Consider the following 20,524-nt stretch of genomic DNA (forward strand, 5'->3'; position numbering starts at 1 on the left):
CCTAGAACAGTGGTAGGCCGGTGACGGCCTTGCCGTAGAAGTCGTAGAGTGCGTCCGCGGTCGGGGCCATGACCGAACCCGCTCTGGCGTCGCGGAAAGCCCGCTCGATCGGCAGGTGTTTGGAGAACGCCGCGCCGCCACACACCCGCATCGCCGATTCGGTGATCGCGAGGGCCGCGTCGTTCGCGGACGCCTTGACCCCGAGTACATGCGTCATCGTGGTGTCATCCGGGGAACTGACGCTTTCGGCTGCGGCACGCAGATACGCTCGCTGCGCTGCGAGCGCGATGCCCATCTTGGCGATCTGCGCGCGGATGGTCGGCAACGCGTTCAGCGCCTGGTCGAGATGTTCGAGTCGGGCGGTGCCGACGTGCGTGACCGCGGCCGAGTTCGCGCTCACGGCGAGTCCAAGGGATACGGCGGCGTTGCCGAGGTTGAACCACGGCAGCACGGTCTCCATCATCACCCCGAATCCGGCTGCCTCGGCCCCGATTCGGCTCTCCGATGGCAGCGACACGTCGATCGTCATCGGTGACGACGCGTTGCCCCGCAAACCGAGACCGGAGAACGTGCCCGCCACGGCGAGTCCCGGCGTTCCAGCAGCTATCGCATAGAGGTCGACCTCCCCGGGCACACCGGAAGTCGATCCTGCGGACACGACGTACACGTCGGCGTAATCGGCCGAGGTGACCCAGCTCTTCTCCGCACGGACCTTGACGGCATCACCGGCCGCTACTGCGGTCGAGACAGGTGCCCAGAAATGCGAACGCGACCCCTTCTCACTGAACGCCAGGGTCCCTAACGAGTCCCCACTTGCCATGGCGGGCAGCAACTCCGGCATACATGGCGGTGGTGCGGCCGCGACGGTGACCGCCGCGGCGGTGTGCATCAGATAGATCATCGCCGTCGATCCACAGGTCGCGGCGAGTTCGGCGACTACGTCGGTGAACTCGACGGGCCCGGCGCCCATACCGCCGACCTCCGCTGGCAGCACCAACCCCAGTAGACCGCTGTGGCGCAGCGCGGCGACGGCCTCGGCGGGAAAGACCCCCTCGGTGTCGACGCGCTCGGCATGTTCGGCGGCGACCTCGAGGACCTGTTTCAAGGCTTGCGATATGTCCACAATTTCCCCTGTCATGAGCGGTTCGGAACGTGCCGTGCTCAACGCTTGCCGGTCACCTCAGGTACCTGCCTCACCTCTCTGACCGGGCCGACGCTCCCGAGGGCTGTAGTGTGAAATGCGGTTCGAGCAGGCGGCACAGACCACCGCGGCGCACAGGAAAACCGCGGCACTCGTGTTGGTGCCGCCCAGCCAGACCTCTGCCCGCGTCAGTTGCAGATAGATGGATATGGCCGCGGCGGTCGCGATCGCGGCGCCGGCCAGCGTTAGGGCTGGCATGCGTCGCAGCGCCCCGACAAGCATCAGCGTCGCCACGACGATCAGGGTGAGCGCGCCGCGTACGTTGTAGTTGCCGAGTGAAATCTCGAGGCCCGCGATTCCGACGAGCGCGCCCCGCGCGGCGGAATCGCCGTTGACGATGCAGGCCGTACCACCGATGATTCCGACCAGGGCCAGGGCTACCGCCCACCCGAGCAGCAGCCGCACAGCGATCGATCCCCCCGCGGGCCGTGATGCCGCGGCGCGGACCGCGTCGACGGCGGCGTACCGGCCCGACGCCGTCAACAGCAGAACGAGATGGATTCCCACCAGCATGATGTAGGACCACGGCCACTCTCCCGGCGCCTCGGCCACCGACAGCCCGATCGCGAGCGATTGCCCGACACCGATCAACGCCGCGATGCGCACCGCCGTTCCGGTCAGCAGCAACACAGCCAGCACCGTCTCCACGACAAGCACCGTCCAGCCGAACGCCGTGAAGTTCGGCAGGACCACATGATTCACCAGCCATGTATACGGCCCGAACACCGGATGCTCGGTCCCTAGAACGGTGAAGTGGTAGAGCCCGCTGTTACCGCTGCGCCCGAAGTCCGGCGGCTGCTTCCAGACCACGTTGTACAGCCACAACAGGCCCGCCACGATCCGCAGCCCCGAAACCGCCGCCGCGCCGACTTCCGGCGGCGGCGCAGCCGTCGATGTCACGAGATCGAACGCGCGTCGACCGAACGCAGCCATGGGATCAGTGTCGGCGTTCGCACGCGGGGGTGTGGAGAATCCGGTGATGCCGTCACAGTTTCGTCATCCGTTCCGGACCGCCAGATCGGCATCTCGAGTGCCTACCAGAGTCGGCACGGTCGGTACATCTGGCCCGTCCCGGTCGCGGACCGACGACCTCCCGGTGTGTCCAGCGGGGCTTCTCGGCGATGCCGATCAAGCCGTCGGTGACCGCTCGGCGGGCCGCTCACAGGTATCGGGTGGCGGTCGTCGAGTTCTGCCCGGATTTGGTCAGCCGATCCGGCGCGGCGATGCGCAGCAGGGCCAAGCGAGTCTCGATGGGATCGATCATCCTGCCGCTGAAAGACCCGCCCCTCAGCTCACACCCCTCCCAGCGTCACCAACGTCATGACCCACAACAACTAGCCGTTTCTCGAATCGCATTTTGAAAGGAGGGTGGAACACTGTTCCCGATCGGCTCGAGCTGATCTGGAATAGTCATGAGCACCACGTCAGCGATGAGGAGTTGAATCATTGGTAGTTCAATAAACACGACATATCGGGCGTTAACACTGATGCGCCACGAATATGGAGAGGCTCGACATAAATGGTCAACAGATCGTTATCGAGGTCACCTTATGTCTTTGGCGAGCGACTACGAAGAAGAGCTCGGATGACGTGGGTGCTGTAGTCACCGCCGCTGCGGAGCCCGTCGGATAAATTTTCTGCCTCGCGGTTGTGGCATATGTGGTGTGCGTCGGCTTCACCACCCTGATCGGCGTGTTGCACCCAGATCCGCGCCGACGCGCTGACGCGTTAAAGGTCTTGGAGCTCCTTCTGCGGATGGTTCGACGAATCTCACAATAGAGGCTGGTCAGCACCAACACCACTGCGGTGCACACTGCCCGCTGATCAGTTGGCACGGTACCGCCCCTGAAGCTGGACAGTAGCGGCCGATCAGTTCCCAGAGCGCATCGGGCGCAAGACGTTTCGACAAATCATCTGTCTCAAATCGAACATTTTGCCGCACAAGCATTTCCACGCAGCGAACGAATCACAACCGCGTAGTACACCGTCTTCAATAATTTTTGGCTACTGAACGGTTACATCGAGAATGTTAAACCCATTGCCCATTAACTTTGGGTACGAATTATGAGCTCGGGGTGTACACAAAAGAACCGGAGTGCTTGAATTGGTGAGGATTGGCGAATGGGGAACCGATGACCTTTCCGCGACAGCAGATTCATCCTGACCCGGGATCGAGTGGAGTTGCCGAGCCGGGCATGCCAGTGATACAGCCGGTGCCGCTGTCCGCTGGGCAGCGAGGGTTGTGGCTGGCGCAGCAATTGAGTCCGGACGTGCCGATATGCGAGGCACAGTATATCGAGATCTATGGGGAGCTGGACGTCGATCTGCTGCGTGCGGTGGCGATTCAAGCAGGCCACGAGTTCCAGTCGGGGTATCTACGGTTGGTAGAAATCGACGGTGAACCGCATCAACTGTACGACCCGGCGCTGGAGTCGGCGGGGCCGCTCATCGATATGCGTCGTGAACCGGATCCCGTCGCGGCGGGCTTGATGTGGATGCATCGCGAGTACACCACGCCGTTGGATATGAGCCGGGACCGGTTGGTCGCATCGGCGATTGTGCAGGTCGGGGATCGGCATCACCTGTTGTACAACAGGATCCACCACGTCGCGCTGGACGGCTACGCCGGGATGATGATCGTGAACCGGATCGGGGCGCTGTACACGGCGGCGGTGCAGGGCCAGCCGGCGCAGCCGAACCGGGCGGCGGATCTGCGTTCTCTCTACGAGGCCGACCGCAGCTACCGGGAGTCGAAGCGGTTCACCGACGACCAAGCATATTGGCTGAAGAAACTGGCCGATGTCGGGGAAGAGTCCAGTCTGGCCGCCGGGCACGCACCCACACGCGCGGACAGTGTGGCCGCCACCGCCGAACTGTCGCCGGCGGCGGTGGGATGGATCGACCAGTCCGCGAAAGCATTGGAAGCGAGCCCTGCCGCGGTGGTGATCGCCGCATTCGGATGCTATCTGGCCCGGATGACCGGCCGCGACGAGGTCCTGGTCAACATTCCCGTGTCAGGTCGCACAACCGCCGTGCTGCGGCGGTCCGGGGGTGTGTTCGTCAACGTCACACCGCTTCCGATCGCGCTCGGTCCGCAGGACACGGTCGCGACGCTGGTGCGGCGGGTGCAGTCCGACCTGGTAGGCACCCTTCGGCATCAGCGGTGCGGCCTCACCGATATTCGCACGGCCGCCGGATATGCCGGATACAGCGGGCAGCGGCGTTTCGCGGGCCCGTTGGTGAATGTCATGTATTTCCCCCAGCAGATCCGTTTTGGATCGATGACCGGGGAATTCCATATCCTGAGTTCGGGGCCGGTCGAGGATTTGCTGATCGATGTGTATCAGACCGGGGACCCGCCGCGGACGATCGTCCACTTACTCGCCAATCCCAACCTCTATACCGGCCCCGGATTGTCGGCACACTGTACCGGATTCGTGGATTTCCTCGACGCGTTCGCAGCCGCCACGCCGGGCACTGATCTCGGACAGGTCCACCCCGACAGCGCCCGCCACGGGGCGCGGATCCGGCGCCGCCGCGAGAACCTGGCGTTCTGGCGCGCCGCGCTCGCGGACCTTCCGGAGGAGTTGTCTTTGCCGGTTGACAGGCCGCGGCCGGTGGTGATGTCTCATCGGGGTGCGACGGTCGGTTATACGGTGGATGCCGGGTTGGTTCGGGGGTTGGATAGTTTTGCGCGGCGGCGGAGTTCGTCGTTGTTCATGGTGATCCATGGTGTGTTGGCGGTGTTGCTTGCCCGGTTGAGTGGTACGACCGATATTGCGATCGGTACGCCGGTTGCGGGGCGTGGTGCTGCTGCGCTCGATGACGTGATCGGCATGTTTGTCAATACTTTGGTGTTGCGGACCGATATCGATCTCGATGAGTCGTTCACGGATTTACTCGGTCGGGTCAGGCAGGTCGACCTGGATGCTTTCGAGCATGCCGATGTTCCGTTCGAGCAGTTGGTGGATCGGCTTGTTGTGCAGCGATCTCAGTCCCGGCATCCGTTGTTCCAGGTGTTGTTGGCATTCCAGAATCTGGAACGGGTTGAGCTCGAATTGCCTGGTCTGGCGGTGTCGGTGGTCGATCTGGCTTCCGAGGTGTCTCGTTTCGATCTGCAGTTCGTGTTGTCGGAGGACGGTGACAGTGGTGATATGACGGTGTCGGTCACTTATGCCACGGATTTGTTCGATGCGGCGACCGTTGATTCTCTTGTGCGTCGGTGGATTCGGGTATTGGAGTCGGTTGCCGCCGATCCGATGGTTGCGGTCGGGGAGATCGAGGTGCTCGAGCCCGCTGAACGGGCCGATCTGTTGACACGTTCGGGTGCGCCGACGGTGGCGCCTGCCACTTTGGCGGATCTGTTGAGTACGGCGGTCGCGCGGGATCCCGACGCTACGGCGATTGTGTTCGATGGGCAGCAGTTGAGCTACCGGGAGTTGGACGAGCGTTCGAACCGATTGGCGCGGTTGCTTATTCAACGGGGTGTCGGTCCGGAGGATATTGTCGCGATCGGTATGCCGCGTTCTGTGGATTCGGTCCTCGCGGTATGGGCGGTGACCAAATCGGGAGCTGCTTTCCTGCCGATCGATCCGACCTACCCGACCGAACGCATCACCTACATGATGACCGATTCGAAAGCGGCTATCGGTCTTACCGTGGCATCCGTGCGCGCACAACTGCCCGACGATATCGACTGGCTGACACCGGACAACATCGACAAGGACTGCGGTGCCCAGCCGATCTCCGATCCCGAACGCACAACCTCACTACGGCAGCAGCATCCGGCCTATCTGATCTATACCTCGGGCTCCACGGGTATGCCGAAGGCCGTGACCGTGACGCATGCCGGGTTGGCCGCGCTCAGTTCCGAACAGCGGGAACGCTATGCGGTGACCGCGGATTCGCGGACCCTGCATTTCGCATCGCCGAGCTTCGATGCCTCGGTCTGGGAGTTACTCCTTGCGGTGGGTGCCGGCGCCACGATGGTGATCGTCATGCCCGGCATCTACGGTGGCGCGGAGCTGGTCGAGCTGCTGCGTCGCGAGCGGGTGACCCACGCCGTGATCACGCCGGGAGCGTTGACTTCGATGAATCCGGACGGGCTCGACAACCTGCGAGTCGTCGTTTCTGCCGGTGATGCTTGCCCGCCGGAGCTGGTGCGACGCTGGGTGGGCGACGGTCGTGAGTTCTTCGATGCTTATGGTCCGACCGAAGCTACGATCATGACTAATCAGGGGACTCCGTTGGTGGCGGGTGAGTTGGTTACGATCGGTGGTCCGATTCGTGGTGTCTCGGAATGGGTGTTGGATCAGCGGTTGCAGCCGGTGCCGGTTGGTGTGGCGGGTGAGTTGTATATCGCGGGTGCCGCATTGGCGCGTGGATATCATCGTCGGGCGGGGGTGACGGCTGAGCGTTTCGTGGCGTGCCCATGGGCGCCTGGTGAGCGTATGTATCGTACGGGGGATGTGGTTCGGTGGACGGCCGATGGAGCGGTCCAGCATCTCGGCCGTTCCGATTTCCAGGTGAAGATTCGGGGCCTACGCATCGAACTCGGTGAGATCGATGCGACACTTGCCGCTCATGAGACCGTTGGTTTCGTTACTACCATCGGCTACCGCAACGATTCCGGGGGCGAGTCGCTGGTTTCGTATGTTGTTGCCGCGCCGGATCATTCGATCGATACCGCTACTTTGACCGAACACCTCGCGGGGCGGTTGCCGTCGTATATGGTCCCGTCTTCGATCATAGTGCTGGACCGCATTCCATTGACGCCGGTAGGCAAACTCGACCGCAAGGCCCTCCCGAAGCCGGTACACACCGACAACAAACCGTTCCGGGCGCCCGGGACACCGATAGAACACACGATCGCCCAGGTGTTCACCGACATACTGGGTATCGACACGGTCGGTCTCGACGACTCGTTCTTCGACATGGGCGGAGACAGTTTGGTCGCGACCCGGGTCGCGACGCGACTCGGGTCCGTGCTGGAAACCGAGGTTCCGGTGCGGCTGTTGTTCGAGGCGTCCACGGTCGCGGCGCTCGCAACCCATATAGCGCGGCATGCCGGCACGGGGCGACAACGTCCGCCGTTGATCGCCGGGCCGCGCCCCGAACTCGTGCCGTTGGCACCGGCCCAACAACGGATGTGGTTCCTCAATCAGTACGAACCCGGCGCTGGGGCGTACAACATGCCGATCGCCATTCGGTTGCGCGGTGAGGTGAATGTCGCTGCCCTGCGATTGGCCATGGTCGATGTGCTGCGCAGACATGAGTCATTGCGAACGCGGTACCCGGACCACGACGGAATGCTGATCCAGCTGATCGAATCAGCCGACGACCTAGACCACGAACTGACTCCGGTACCAGTTCTGCCGAGCCAGTTGATCGCAACGGTAACCGAATTCGTCGCCGAGGGCTTCGACGTGAGCACCCAGGTGCCGGTGCGTGCCCGATTGTTCCGTGCGGTCGGCAGCGAGGAACCCGAATATGTGCTGGCCGTCGTGGTGCATCACATCACCGCGGACGGCTTCTCCATGACACCCCTGGCCCGCGACGTTACAACTGCCTACACCGCACGGATTCGCGGTGAAGTCCCAACGTGGACACCGCTGCCTGTCCAGTATGCGGACTACGCACTATGGCAACGAGCTACCCTCGGATCACCCAACAACCCGGAATCGTTGTGCGCCCAGCAGATCCGATACTGGACCGAAACTCTGGACGGTGTTCCCGAGGAGTTGTCTTTGCCGGTCGACAGGCCACGGCCAGTGGTGATGTCTCATCGGGGTACGACGGTCGACTACACCGTGGATGCCGAGTTGGTTCGGATGTTGAAAAGCTTTGCGCGGCGACGGAGTTCGTCGTTGTTCATGGTGATCCATGGCGCACTGGCAGTTCTGCTTGCCCGCTCGAGTGGCACCACCGACATTCCGATCGGCACCCCGATCGCCGGACGTGGCGCTTCCGCACTCGACGACGTGATCGGCATGTTCGTCAACACATTGGTATTGCGGACCGACATCGATATCGATGAATCGTTCACCGATCTACTCGATCGGATCAAACAAATCGACTTCGACGCTTTCGAACATGCCGATGTTCCGTTCGAGCAGTTGGTGGATCAACTCGTCGTGCAGCGATCCCAGTCCAGACACCCACTCTTCCAAGTCCTGTTGGCATTCCAAAACCTGCAACAAGTTGAACTCGAACTGCCCAGCCTGGCTGTGTCGGTAGTCGACCTGCCCACCGAAGTGTCTCGCTTCGACCTGCAGTTCGTGATATCGGACGACCCTGACAGCGGCGATATGACGGTATCGGTCACCTATGCCACAGATTTATTCGACGCCACGACCATCGATTCTCTTGTGCACCGCTGGATTCGGATACTGGAATCTATCGCCACCGATCCGACGGTCGCGGTCGGAACGATCGAAGTACTCGACCCCGCCGAACGAGCCGATCTATTGACACGTTCCGGAGCACCAACAGTCACCCCCACCACCCTGGCCGACCTGCTGACCACAGCAGTCGCCCACGACCCCGACGCTACAGCGATCGTGTTCGACGGACAGCAACTGAGCTACCGAGAATTGGACGAACGTTCGAACCGATTGGCGCGACTGCTCATTCAACGAGGCATCGGCCCCGAAGACATCGTCGCAATCGGAATACCAAGCTCCATCGAATCGGTCCTCGCCGTATGGGCAGTCGCCAAATCCGGAGCTGCCTTCCTACCAATCGACCCCACCTACCCCACCGAACGCATCACCTACATGATGACCGATTCGAAAGCGGCCATCGGCCTCACCGTGGCATCCGTGCGCGCACAGCTGCCCAACAACATCGACTGGCTGACACCGGACAACCTCGACAAGGCAGACAACCATCCCGTCACCGACAGCGACCGGGTACGTCCGCTGCGTGTCGATGACATCGCCTACGTCATCTACACCTCCGGATCGACGGGGTTACCCAAAGGTGTCGCGGTCACCCACCAGGGACTCGGCAATTGTGCCACCGAGCACCGGGATGCCATGGACGTTGCGGCCAATTCTCGTACTTTGCATTTGGCTTCGCCAAGCTTCGATGTGTCGGTACAAGAATTGCTGTCGGCGCTGTGCGCGGGCGCGACGATGGTTATCGCACCCAGCGACGCGCATGGTGGCGACGAACTCGGCGGACTGCTCGACCGCGAGCATGTCAGCCACGCCTTTATCACACCGTCCGCGTTATCCACCGTCGACCGCACCCGTTGGCCGCTACCGGATTTGGGACATCTGGTAGTGGGCGGCGAGGACTACGGCACCGATTTGGTTCAGCGATGGGGCAGCGGTCGCAACATGATCGATGCTTATGGTCCGACCGAGGCCACGATCATGACCAATCAGGGCACTGCATCGGCGGCAGGTGAGTCGGTCACGATCGGCGGTCCGATCCGCGGTGTATCGGAATGGGTATTGGATCAACGACTGCAACCAGTACCAGTCGGTGTAGCAGGTGAGCTATACATCGCAGGCGCCGCATTGGCCCGCGGATATCACCATCGCTCAGCAGCGACAGCCGACCGCTTCGTCGCATGCCCCTGGATACCCGGTGAACGCATGTACCGCACCGGGGATATAGCCCGGTGGACCACCAACAGAGCAGTCCAACACCTCGGCCGTTCCGACTTCCAAGTGAAAATCCGGGGCCTACGCATCGAACTTGGCGAAATCGACGCAACACTCGCCACCCACGAAACCGTCGGATTCGTCACCACCATCGGCTACCGCAACAACTCCGGGACCGAATCCCTGGTCTCATATGTCGTTGCCGCACCCGATCACTCGATCGACACCACAACTCTGACCGAACACCTCACCGAACGGCTACCGTCCTACATGGTCCCCTCCTCGATCATGGTCCTGGACCACATCCCACTGACACCGGTAGGCAAACTCGACCGCAAAGCCCTACCGAAACCAGAACACACCAACAACACACCATTCCGAGCACCCGAAACACCCATAGAACACACCATCGCCCACGCATTCACCGACATACTGGGCACCGACACAATCGGACTCGACGACTCCTTCTTCGCCCTCGGCGGAGACAGCATCATGTCGATCCAGTTGGTGGCTCGGGCGAGGGCAGCGGGCGTGCTGTTCTCCCCGCGCGAGGTGTTCGAGCGTAAAACGGTCAGCGGACTGGCCCAGATCGCCGTGCAAGACAGCACCGCGGCGCCCGCCCTTCCTGCGGAACTGCCCGGCGGAGGCGTGGGACCGATACCGCTGACGCCGATCATGCGATGGCTGCTCGAGCGGGCGGAGTCGGGGTTCGGCCGCTTCTCGCAAGCAATGGTGCTGGGTGTGCCGGCCGGGATCGACGGGCAGCGGCTGGCGGATACGGTGCAGGCGGTACTCGATCGACACGACATGCTGCGCGCGCGACTGCGTCCGGGCGCCGACGGGCGCTGGAGTTGGGATGTGCTGCCGGTCGGAGCGGTTCGCGCCGACGACGTCGTTCACCGGGTTGCGATGGCGGGCGGGCTGGGAACCGCTGAGTTCCGCGCGTTGGCGGCGGCAGAGTTGGATGCCGCCGCGGACCGGCTCGATCCGGGCGCGGGGATCGTGGTGCAGATGGTCTGGTTCGATCCGGTGGGTACGGCAGAGCCGGGCAGGGTGCTGATGCTGGTGCACCATTCGGCGATCGATGGAGTTTCCTGGCGGGTGCTGATACCGGACCTCGCGGTCGCGTGGATGCGGATCGAGTCCGGTGAGCAACCCGATCTGCCCTCGGTCGGGACTTCGATGCGCAGGTGGGCTTATGGGTTGGCCGAGGCGGCCCAACGTCCGGACCGGGTCGCCGAGCTCAAATTGTGGCAAGGGATGGCCGTCGGTGACGATCCGGTGATCGGGTCCCGGCCCCTCGACCCCGCGATCGATGTCGCCGCCACTGTCCGCACGATCACGGTCGACGTGTCTCCCGAGGTGACTGAGGCGCTGTTGACCGAAGTGCCCGCGAAATTCCGCGGCAGCGTGGGCGACGGGCTGTTGGCCGCGCTGGCGGTGGCTGTGACGAAGTGGCGGCGCGAGTGCGCGACGGAGGCCTCCGGCCGCCGCGCGCCAGCGGACGTGGTGATCGGTCTGGAAGGGCACGGCCGAGAGGAGGGCGTTGTCCCGGGCTCGGATCTCACCCGGACGGTTGGTTGGTTCTCCACGAGTTTTCCGATACGCCTCGATCTGTCGGGCATCGATCTCGACGACGCGTACGCGGGTGGGCCGGCTATGGGGGCAGCGGTCAAGTCCGTCAAGGAACAGCTCCTCGCTGTCCCGGACCACGGGATCGGCTACGGCTTGTTGCGGTATCTCAACGAGGACACCGGCCCGATACTGCAGACTCTGCCAACGCCGCAGATCGGCTTCAACTACCTGGGCCGGGTCTCCCCGGGAATTCCCGAGGGGATGCCGGCGGTCGGATGGCTGCCGGTGGATGGCGGTGGTGACCTTGGTGGTGGCGAGCTCGCCGGTGCACGGAATCCGGATATGCCGGTGTCCGCGGTGCTCGACATCAATGCCCTCACCCTCGACGACGGGGGCCGGCCGCGATTGCGGGCGATCTGGTCGTATCCCGCCGGGATACTCACCGCCGACGAGGTGCGCGAGGTCGCGGAGTCGTGGTGTCGGGCATTGACTGCCGTGGCAACTCATACCCGCCACTCCGGGAGCGGGGGACGGACGCCATCGGATCTGGATCTGGTCCGGCTCGGCCAGTCCGCGATCGAGCGCCTCGAGGACAGGTACGCGGCGTTGAGCGACGTCTGGCCATTGACGCCGTTGCAGCAGGGGTTGCTGTTCCATGCGCTGGTCGCCGAGGAGTCGGTGGACGCCTACGTGATGCAGCTGGTCCTCGAGCTGGGTGGGCAGGTCGATCCGCAGCGGCTGCGCCGAGCCGGGCAGGTGCTGCTCGACCGGCATGCGAATCTGCGCACCGCATTCGTCACCGACATCGGCGCCGCGCCGGTGCAGGTGGTCCAGGAAGACGTCGAGGCGCCCTGGTCGGAGCTGGACCTGTCCGGGCTGGACGACGAGGCACGCAATCGCGAGTGGGAGCAACTCATGGCCGCGGACCGGGCGACCCGGTTCGACCCGACGCGGGCACCGCTGCTGCGTTGGATGCTGGTCACCACGGGGCCGCAGCGCTACCGGTTGGTGCTGACCAATCATCACCTGCTGGTGGACGGCTGGTCGACACCGCTGCTGCTGAAGGAGTTGCTGGTGCTCTATGCCACCGACGGCGATGCCTCGATGCTGCCTCGGGTTCGGCCCTATCGGGACTTCCTGGCGTGGATCGCCGGGCAGGACTCGGCTGCGTCGCTCGACACCTGGGCCCGCGTGTTCGACGGCGCCGACGAGCCGACTCTGGTGGCTCCGGCTGATCCCCGCCGTCGATACACCGAATCACGTGAGGTGGTCGGCGAACTGACCGAGGAGCAGACCGCTGCGTTGACCGGTCGCGCGCGGTCCCGTGGCATCACCCTCAACACCGTGATCCAGACGGCGTGGGCGATCGTGTTGCGCGCGTTGACGTCCCGGGACGATGTGACGTTCGGTGCCACGGTCTCCGGACGGTCCCCGCAGATCGCGGGCGTCGAATCGATGATCGGGCTGTTCATCAACACGCTGCCGGTGCGGGTCCGCCTCGATGCCGCCGAGAGCCTGGGGCAGCTGCTCGACCGAATCCAGGCGGAGCAGACCGCCCTGCTCGACCACCAGCTCGTGGGGCTGACCGACATCGAGCGGGTGGCCGGTCCGGGGGCGGTGTTCGACACGATGACGGTGTTCGAGTCCTATCCGATCGATCGCGGTGGGCAGACGGCGGACACCGACATCGCCGGCATGCGGCTGCTCGACGTGACCGGCACCGACGCCGCGCACTATCCGCTGGGAGTGGTTGCGCATGTCGACACGCGACTGCACCTCAAAATCAAGTACCTGCCCGAACTCTTCGACCACGACATGGTGAACTCGACCTTGCAGCGGGTCCTGCGGGTGATCGGCGTCGTTACCACCGACCCGGATCTGCCGCTGGCCCGGCTGGATCTGCTCTCCCCGGCGGAATACCGGGAGCTGACGTCGGTGTCGGGTAACTCGGCGGTGCCGGGGCGAGTGTTGCCGGAGCTGTTGGCGGCGACGGTGCGGCGGGATCGGCAGGCGGTCGCGGTGGTCTACGGGGATCAGCGGTGGACGTACGGCGAATTGGATACCGAGTCGAATCGGTTGGCCCGACTGCTGATCGATCGGGGTGTGGGGCCAGAGGCAATTGTTGCGGTCGCATTGCCCCGGTCGGTCGAGTCGGTGCTGGCGGTATGGGCGGTCGCGAAGTCGGGGGCAGCGTTCGTGCCGATCGACCCCACCTACCCCGCCGACCGGATCACCTTCATGCTGACCGATTCCGGTGCGCAGGTCGGTATCACCGTATCGACGGTAGCGGCAGAACTGCCCGGCACGATCGACTGGCTCGTACTCGACGCCCCCGAGCTACGAGCCGATCTCACCACTACCTCCGCGGCCGCCATCACGCCGGCTGAACGGGAGGTACCGCTGCATGTGGCCCACCCGGCGTACGTCATTTACACCTCCGGCTCCACCGGGCGCCCCAAGGGCGCGATCATCACCCATACCGGACTGGCGAATTTCGCTGCCGAGCAACGTGACCGGTACGCGGTGACGCCATCGGCGCGGATCCTGCACTTCGCGTCACCGAGCTTCGATGCGGCCATGCTCGAACAGTTGATGGCGATCGAGGCAACAGCGACACTGGTGATCGCGCCGACAACCGTATACGGCGGAGAAGAGCTGCAGCGCTTGCTGATCGATCAGCGGGTGTCGCACGCCTTCATCACCCCGTCGGCGCTGGCATCGGTCGACCCGGCAGGCCTGGATGGCTTGCGGGTGCTCGTCGCCGGCGGCGAAGCCTGCCCGCCGGGATTGGTCGCACGGTGGGCGCCGGGCCGAGCGTTCCACAACGGATATGGTCCGACCGAGACGACCATCATGACGAATATCAGTGCGGCGCTGGACCCATCGACGGCGGTGACGATCGGCGGACCGATCCGTGGCGTCGGGCAGGTTGTGCTCGACGCGTCGTTGCGGCCGGTACCGGTCGGGGTTGTGGGGGAGTTGTATCTCACGGGTCCGGGTCTGGCTCGCGGTTACCACAACCGGATGGATCTGACGGCGGCGCGGTTCGTCGCCGATCCGTTCGAAGCCCCGGGACAGCGCATGTATCGGACCGGCGACCTGGTGCGCTGGCTGCGGCTACCCGAAGAAGGCCTGACCCTCGACTATGTGGGCCGGGTGGATTTCCAGGTCAAGCTCCATGGTTTCCGCATCGAACTCGGTGAAGTCGAATCCGGTCTGCTGGCCTGCGCGGGCGTGGCCCACGCGGTAGCGACCGTGCACCGGAGCCCCGCCACCGGCGATCGGTTGATCGGGTACGTGGTGCCCGAGCCCGGCGCCGACCTCGACCCGGCCGAGGTCCGCGAATTCGCGGCGCAGCGGTTGGCCCCACATATGGTGCCCGCGACCGTGGTGATGCTGGACGCGCTGCCGTTGACGAAGAACGGCAAACTCGACCGCGCCGCGCTGCCCGAGCCCGACTTCACCACGAGCCGGGCCGAATTCCGGGCACCGGTCACCGAGGTGGAGACGACGCTGGCGGGACTGTTCGCCGAGGTATTGGGTATCGACGCGGTCGGACTCGATGATTCGTTCTTCGCCCTCGGCGGTGACAGCATCGTGTCGATCCAGTTGGTGACCCGCGCCAGGGCGGCGGGTCTGGTGTTCTCCGTGCGCGAGGTGTTCGAGCACAAAACGGTCGCTGGGCTGGCCGGGATCGCCGTCCACGACCGTGCCGCCGCGGCCGCCCTTCCGGCGGAACTGCCGGGCGGGGGTGTGGGTCCGACCTCGCTGACGCCGATCATGTGCTGGATGTCCGAGCGCGGCGGATTAGACCGTTTCTGCCAGTGGGTGCTGCTCACTCTGCCAGCCGGCATCAACAGGACCGGAATCGCGGCGACCGTGCAAGCGGTGATCGATCAGCACGACATGCTGCGGGCCCGACTACATTCCGACCCCGCGCATCCATCCGGCTGGGCCCTGCAGGTGCAGCCGACCGGGGTGTCCGCCGCCGGGCTGATCCGGCACGTGTCGGTGGATGCGGCACCGGACAGCAGTGCTTTCGCCGCGATTGTCGACGCGGAGGCGAACGCGGCCACCGAGCGTCTAGACCCCGCGGCGGGAGTGATGCTGCAGCTGGTCTGGTTCGACTGGGCCGGACAGCCGGGGCGGCTGCTCGTGGTCATACACCATCTAGTCGTCGATGGGGTGTCGTGGCGGATCCTGGTGCCCGACCTCGCTGCCGCATGGGCGCAGATCAGTGCCGGGCAACGGCCGCGGCTCGCACCCGTCGGTACGTCGATGCGGCGCTGGGCGCACGGTTTGCACACCGCCGCGGGGAGCCTCGATGAACTCAACTGGTGGCGATCCACGCTCAGCGCCGCTGATCCGCCGATCGGTTCCCGCCCGCTCGACCCGGATGTGGACGTGCAGGACACCGTCGCCACAGTCGAGGTGACGCTGCCGACCGCGGTGACCCGCTCGGTGCTCACCACCCTGCCGCAAGCGTTCCGCGGCAATGTGGACGACGCCCTCATCGCGGGGCTCGCGCTGGCGCTGTCTCGGTGGCGGCGCCGGCGCGGCGACGACATCACCGCGACGTCGCTCACTCTCGAGAGCCACGGCCGCCACGACACGGTGCTCCCCGGCGCCGACCTCACCCGCACTGTCGGATGGTTCACCACCACCTACCCGGTACGGCTCGACCTGTCCGATATCGACATCGACAACGCCTTCGCCGCGGGCACTGCCGCGGCGGCGGTCGTCAAATCGGTCAAGGAACAACTCCGCAAGGTTCCCGACCACGGAATCGGTTACGGGCTGCTGCGCTACCTCAACACCGATACCGCCCCCATCCTGCGTGCACTGCCGACCCCGCAGGTGAGCTTCAACTATCTCGGTCGTTTCGACACCATTCCGGAAGCGTTGCGCGACAGCGGGTGGATGCCCGCCAGCGGCGACATCAAAGGCGGCGGTGTGCAGGATCCAGACGCGTCCGTGGCAGCCGTGCTGGGCGTCAACGCGGTCACCATGGATACACCGGACGGGCCGGCCCTGACCGCTTCGTGGGACTATCCCACGGGCGTGCTCACCTCCGCCGAAGTCACCGACCTCGCCGAGCTGTGGCGCGACGCGGTGACAGCTCTGGCCACCCACGCGTCCAGGCCCGGTGTCGGCGGGCTCACGCCCTCCGATGTCAGCCTGGTCGACCTCGACCAGGCCGCCATCGATCGGCTCGAGACCCGGCACCCGGCGCTGGACGATATCTGGCCGCTCACGCCGCTACAGGCGGGACTGCTGTTCCACGCCCAGCTCGCCGACGGCGCCGTCGACGCCTACATCGTGCAACTCTGCGTGGAACTGGGCGGCCGCGTCGACGCGGACCGGCTGCACCGCGCCGCACAGACGCTCGTCGGGCGGCACCCGAACCTGCGGACCGCTTTTGTGCGCGACGGCGCCCATGAGCCGGTCCAGGTGGTGCATCGGCATGTCGAGGTGCCGTTCACCCAGATCGACTTGGCCGAGCACGACGACACCGAGGCCGCGCTCGAACACCTCATGGACAGCGACCGCCACGTCGACATGACCGAGGCGCCACTGCTACGACTGACCCTGATCGGTATCGCGCCCCAGCAGTACCGGCTGATGTTGACCGTTCATCACATCCTCATCGACGGCTGGTCCACGCCACTGCTGATCCGGGAGCTGCTGATGCTCTACGCCAGCGACAGCGACCCGAAGGTACTGCCTCCCGTGCGTCCCTACCGCGACTATCTGAAGTGGCTGTGCGCCCAGGATCACGACGCGGCGGAGACCGCGTGGGCGCGGTCACTCGACGGAACGGTCGAGCCGACGCTGCTCGCGTCCGCGGACCGCGCCCGCCGCCACACCGCCGCCCCGCGTGAGGTCCAGGTGCAACTGAGCGAACAGCACACCGCGGCCCTGGTCACGGTGGCCCAGCAGCAGGAAACCACCCTCAACACCCTTATCCAAGCCGCCTGGGCGATCGTGCTCGCCGGCCTGACCGCGCGCGAAGACGTGGTCTTCGGCACCACCGTCTCCGGGCGCCCGCCACAGATCCCCGGCATCGAATCGATGATCGGACTGTTCATCAACACCGTGCCCGTGCGGGTCCGGCTCGACCACCGCGAAAACCTCGCCCAACTGCTACAGCGAATCCAAACTGAACAAGCCGCGCTGCTCGACCATCACCACCTCGGACTCGCCCGCATCCAACAGGTGACCGGTCCCGGTGCGATATTCGACACCGCGACCGTCTTCGAGTCCTACCCGATCGACCGGGCCGGGCTGTCCGAAGACACCGACATCGCCGGAATGCGCGTCCTCGACGTGCACGGACGAGATGCCGCACACTATCCGCTCGGCCTGATCGTCCACCATGACACCGGACTGCACCTGACCTTCAAATACCAGCCCGAAATGTTCACCCGACACCAGATCGATGCCATCGCCGACCGGGTGCTGCGAGTGCTCGATGCCATCGCCGTACACATCGACCTCCCCCTCACCCAACTGGAGCTGCTATCGCCGGTCGAGCGAGCCACGCTGGTACCTGTTCGCGGTCGGCCCGGCGCGGCGATGTCGGTGTTGCCGCAGGTTTTGTCGGACGGGGTCGCGATGGCGCCCGGCACGGAAGCGCTGGCCTGCGACGGCGAACGGCTGTCCTACCGCGAACTCGAGGAAACCTCTAACCGGTGGGCGCGCGTACTGATCGAAACAGGAGTAGGACCGGAGTCATTGGTAGCCGTAGCGCTACCACGCTCCATCAATGGCGTGATCGCCGTGTGGGCAGTCGCTAAAACCGGCGGCGCATTCGTTCCGATCGACCTCAACCATCCGCACGACCGGATCACAAGCACCATCGCCGATTCCGGCGCCAGCGTCGGACTGACCCTCGAAACCCATAAAGACCAGCTGTCAGACGCCGTCAAATGGTTCACCGTCGACAGCCCCGCCTTCACCGCGAGGACAGCGGCGGCGGCCCCCACCACGATCGGCGACCCCGACCGCACCACCACGTTGCGGCCACAGCACCCGGCCTATCTGATCTACACGTCGGGCTCCACCGGCATCCCCAAGGGTGTCGCGGTCACCCACGCCGGGCTGGCAAACCTTGCCGTCGAAGCAAGGGAACGGTTCGGTCTCACCCCGACCTGTCGCATACTAGGCGCCGCCTCACCGAGCTTCGATGTCTCGATCCTGGAATGGCTCATGGCGACCGCGGCCGGCGCCACCCTGGTCCTCGCTCCCACATCGGTTGTCGCCGGCGCCGAACTGGGCGAGTTGATCAACACCGAACGCGTGACCCATGCCGCCCTCACCCCGACCGTGCTCGGATCACTGCGCCCCGACGGGATCGACACCCTCGACACGCTGATCCTCGGCGGTGAGATCTGCGCACCCGACCTGGCAGCGCAATGGACGCCGGGCCACACGGTGATCAACACCTACGGGGCAACCGAAACCACGATCATGAGTTGCGCCGCCGCTCCGCTGACCACGAGCACCGACAGCCCGATAACAATCGGTGGCCCGGTCCGCGGATTCAACGCCGTCGTACTCGACCGCAGACTGAGCCCCGTCCCGCCTGGGGTAGTCGGCGAGCTATACCTGTCCGGACCGGGTCTCGCCCGCGGCTACCACCGGCAGCCCACGACCACGGCAACTCGATTCGTCCCCGACCCATACGGACCGGCCGGGACACGAATGTATCGCACCGGCGACCTGGTCATCTGGACTGTCGATCAAACGCTGCAATTCAAAGGCCGCAGTGACCTACAGCTCAAAATCAACGGCCACCGCATCGAACCCGGTGACATCGAAACCGCGCTACGCGGTCACCCGGACGTCAGCGGTGCCGCTGTCACGGTCCACACCCATCCCAACGGCAACGATGAACTCATCGGCTACGTGGTAGCGACCCTCCACACCTCAATCGACACCGCCGCACTGACCACTCACCTCGCAAGCCGACTGCCCACCCATATGATCCCCACGACCATCCTCACCCTCGACCGGATACCGCTCACCGCCACCGGCAAAGTCGACTACCGGACCTTACCGACGCCGGACGGACGACAGACCCGGTTCCGGTCGCCGACCACCCCGCTCGAGGCCACCGTCCGCGATGCCTTCACCGAGACCCTCGACATCGAACGAATCGGCGTCGACGACGGCTTCTTCACCCTGGGCGGCAACTCGCTGGCCGCCGCCCAACTTGTGGCCCGGCTCGCGGAAGCGACCGGTGTGACCGTGCCGATCCAGTGGATCTTCACCGATCCGACCCCGGCATCGCTCGCACACCGCATCGACTCCCGGCTGCGCGGCATCGACGAACACGACCCCGACGACGCACTCGCGGTGCTGCTCCCGCTGCGGGCCGCCGGAGCCGACGCACCGTTGTTCTGCATCCACCCGGCAATCGGATTGGCTTGGGGTTTCACTGGACTCGTGCAGCACCTCGATCCCGACCGCCCCGTATACGGACTGCAATCCCCGGCGTTCAGCGATGCCGACGCCGCGTTCGCCACGCTCGACGAACTCGCTGCCCGCTACGTACGGGAGATCAGGACCGTCCAGCCGCACGGCCCTTACCACCTGCTCGGCTACTCGCTCGGCGGCAGCATCGCGCATGCGATCGCCGTCCGGCTCCGCGCCGACGGCGAGTCCGTCGCAACTCTGGCCATGATGGACACCCGCGTCGTCACCGCCCGCACCGTCCGTGCTCCCACACCCACCATCGCGAAGATGCTTGCCGAGTTCGGCGGTCTCGCCGTTCCGGAGGGCGCCACCGATCTCGATGCCGAAGCCGCAGCCGAATTGCTGCACCAGCAAGGCGGATTGTTCACCGCCGTGACCGCCGAGCATCTGGTGATCCTGCGCGAGGACTACACCCGCCTGGTCGATCTCACCATGCACCATCGGCCGATGTCCTTCGACGGTGACCTGATCTATTTCCGCGCCGCCGACGATACCGACGGCAGCCCCAATCCGGCCCTCGGATGGCAGAGTCTCATCACCGGACAGATCATCGAACACCATATTCCGATCCGGCACGAACGGATGATCGAACCCGCCGCGCTTCGCGCAATCGGACTCGTCCTCACAGAACACTTGCGCTCGACCCGCACCACTTAGC

Annotated in this window: 3 protein-coding genes; 1 reads left to right on the top strand and 2 read right to left on the bottom strand. The window is 64.9% G+C overall.

Translation table 11 applies throughout. From position 1 onward, the window contains the following. Window position 1: 1 nt before the first annotated feature. Window positions 2–1,138 carry an Rv1679 family acyl-CoA dehydrogenase gene (fadE16, locus tag LKE06_RS18050; protein ID WP_228000420.1) on the bottom strand — a complete coding sequence of 379 codons (1,137 nt, stop codon included), beginning with the start codon at window positions 1,136–1,138 and terminating at the stop codon, window positions 2–4. A gap of 42 nt (window positions 1,139–1,180) precedes the next feature. Continuing rightward, window positions 1,181–2,134 carry an Rv1678 family membrane protein gene (locus LKE06_RS18055; protein ID WP_228000421.1) on the bottom strand — a complete coding sequence of 318 codons (954 nt, stop codon included), beginning with the start codon at window positions 2,132–2,134 and terminating at the stop codon, window positions 1,181–1,183. A 1,262-nt stretch (window positions 2,135–3,396) separates the two neighbouring features. Between LKE06_RS18055 and LKE06_RS18060 the strand changes: the two genes are divergently transcribed. After that, window positions 3,397–20,523: a non-ribosomal peptide synthetase gene (locus LKE06_RS18060; protein WP_228000422.1), complete on the top strand. Its 17,127-nt coding sequence runs from the start codon at window positions 3,397–3,399 to the stop codon at window positions 20,521–20,523. The last annotated feature ends 1 nt before the right edge of the window (window position 20,524 follow it).

Source organism: Nocardia australiensis (assembly GCF_020733705.1).
Classification (GTDB): domain Bacteria; phylum Actinomycetota; class Actinomycetes; order Mycobacteriales; family Mycobacteriaceae; genus Nocardia; species Nocardia australiensis.

Bases quoted from the DNA above. Each gene is read 5' to 3' on its own strand.
- fadE16 (WP_228000420.1), bottom strand. From the start codon at position 1,138: ATGACAGGGGAAATTGTGGACATATCGCAAGCCTTGAAACAGGTCCTC.
- LKE06_RS18055 (WP_228000421.1), bottom strand. From the start codon at position 2,134: ATGGCTGCGTTCGGTCGACGCGCGTTCGATCTCGTGACATCGACGGCT.
- LKE06_RS18060 (WP_228000422.1), top strand. From the start codon at position 3,397: ATGCCAGTGATACAGCCGGTGCCGCTGTCCGCTGGGCAGCGAGGGTTG.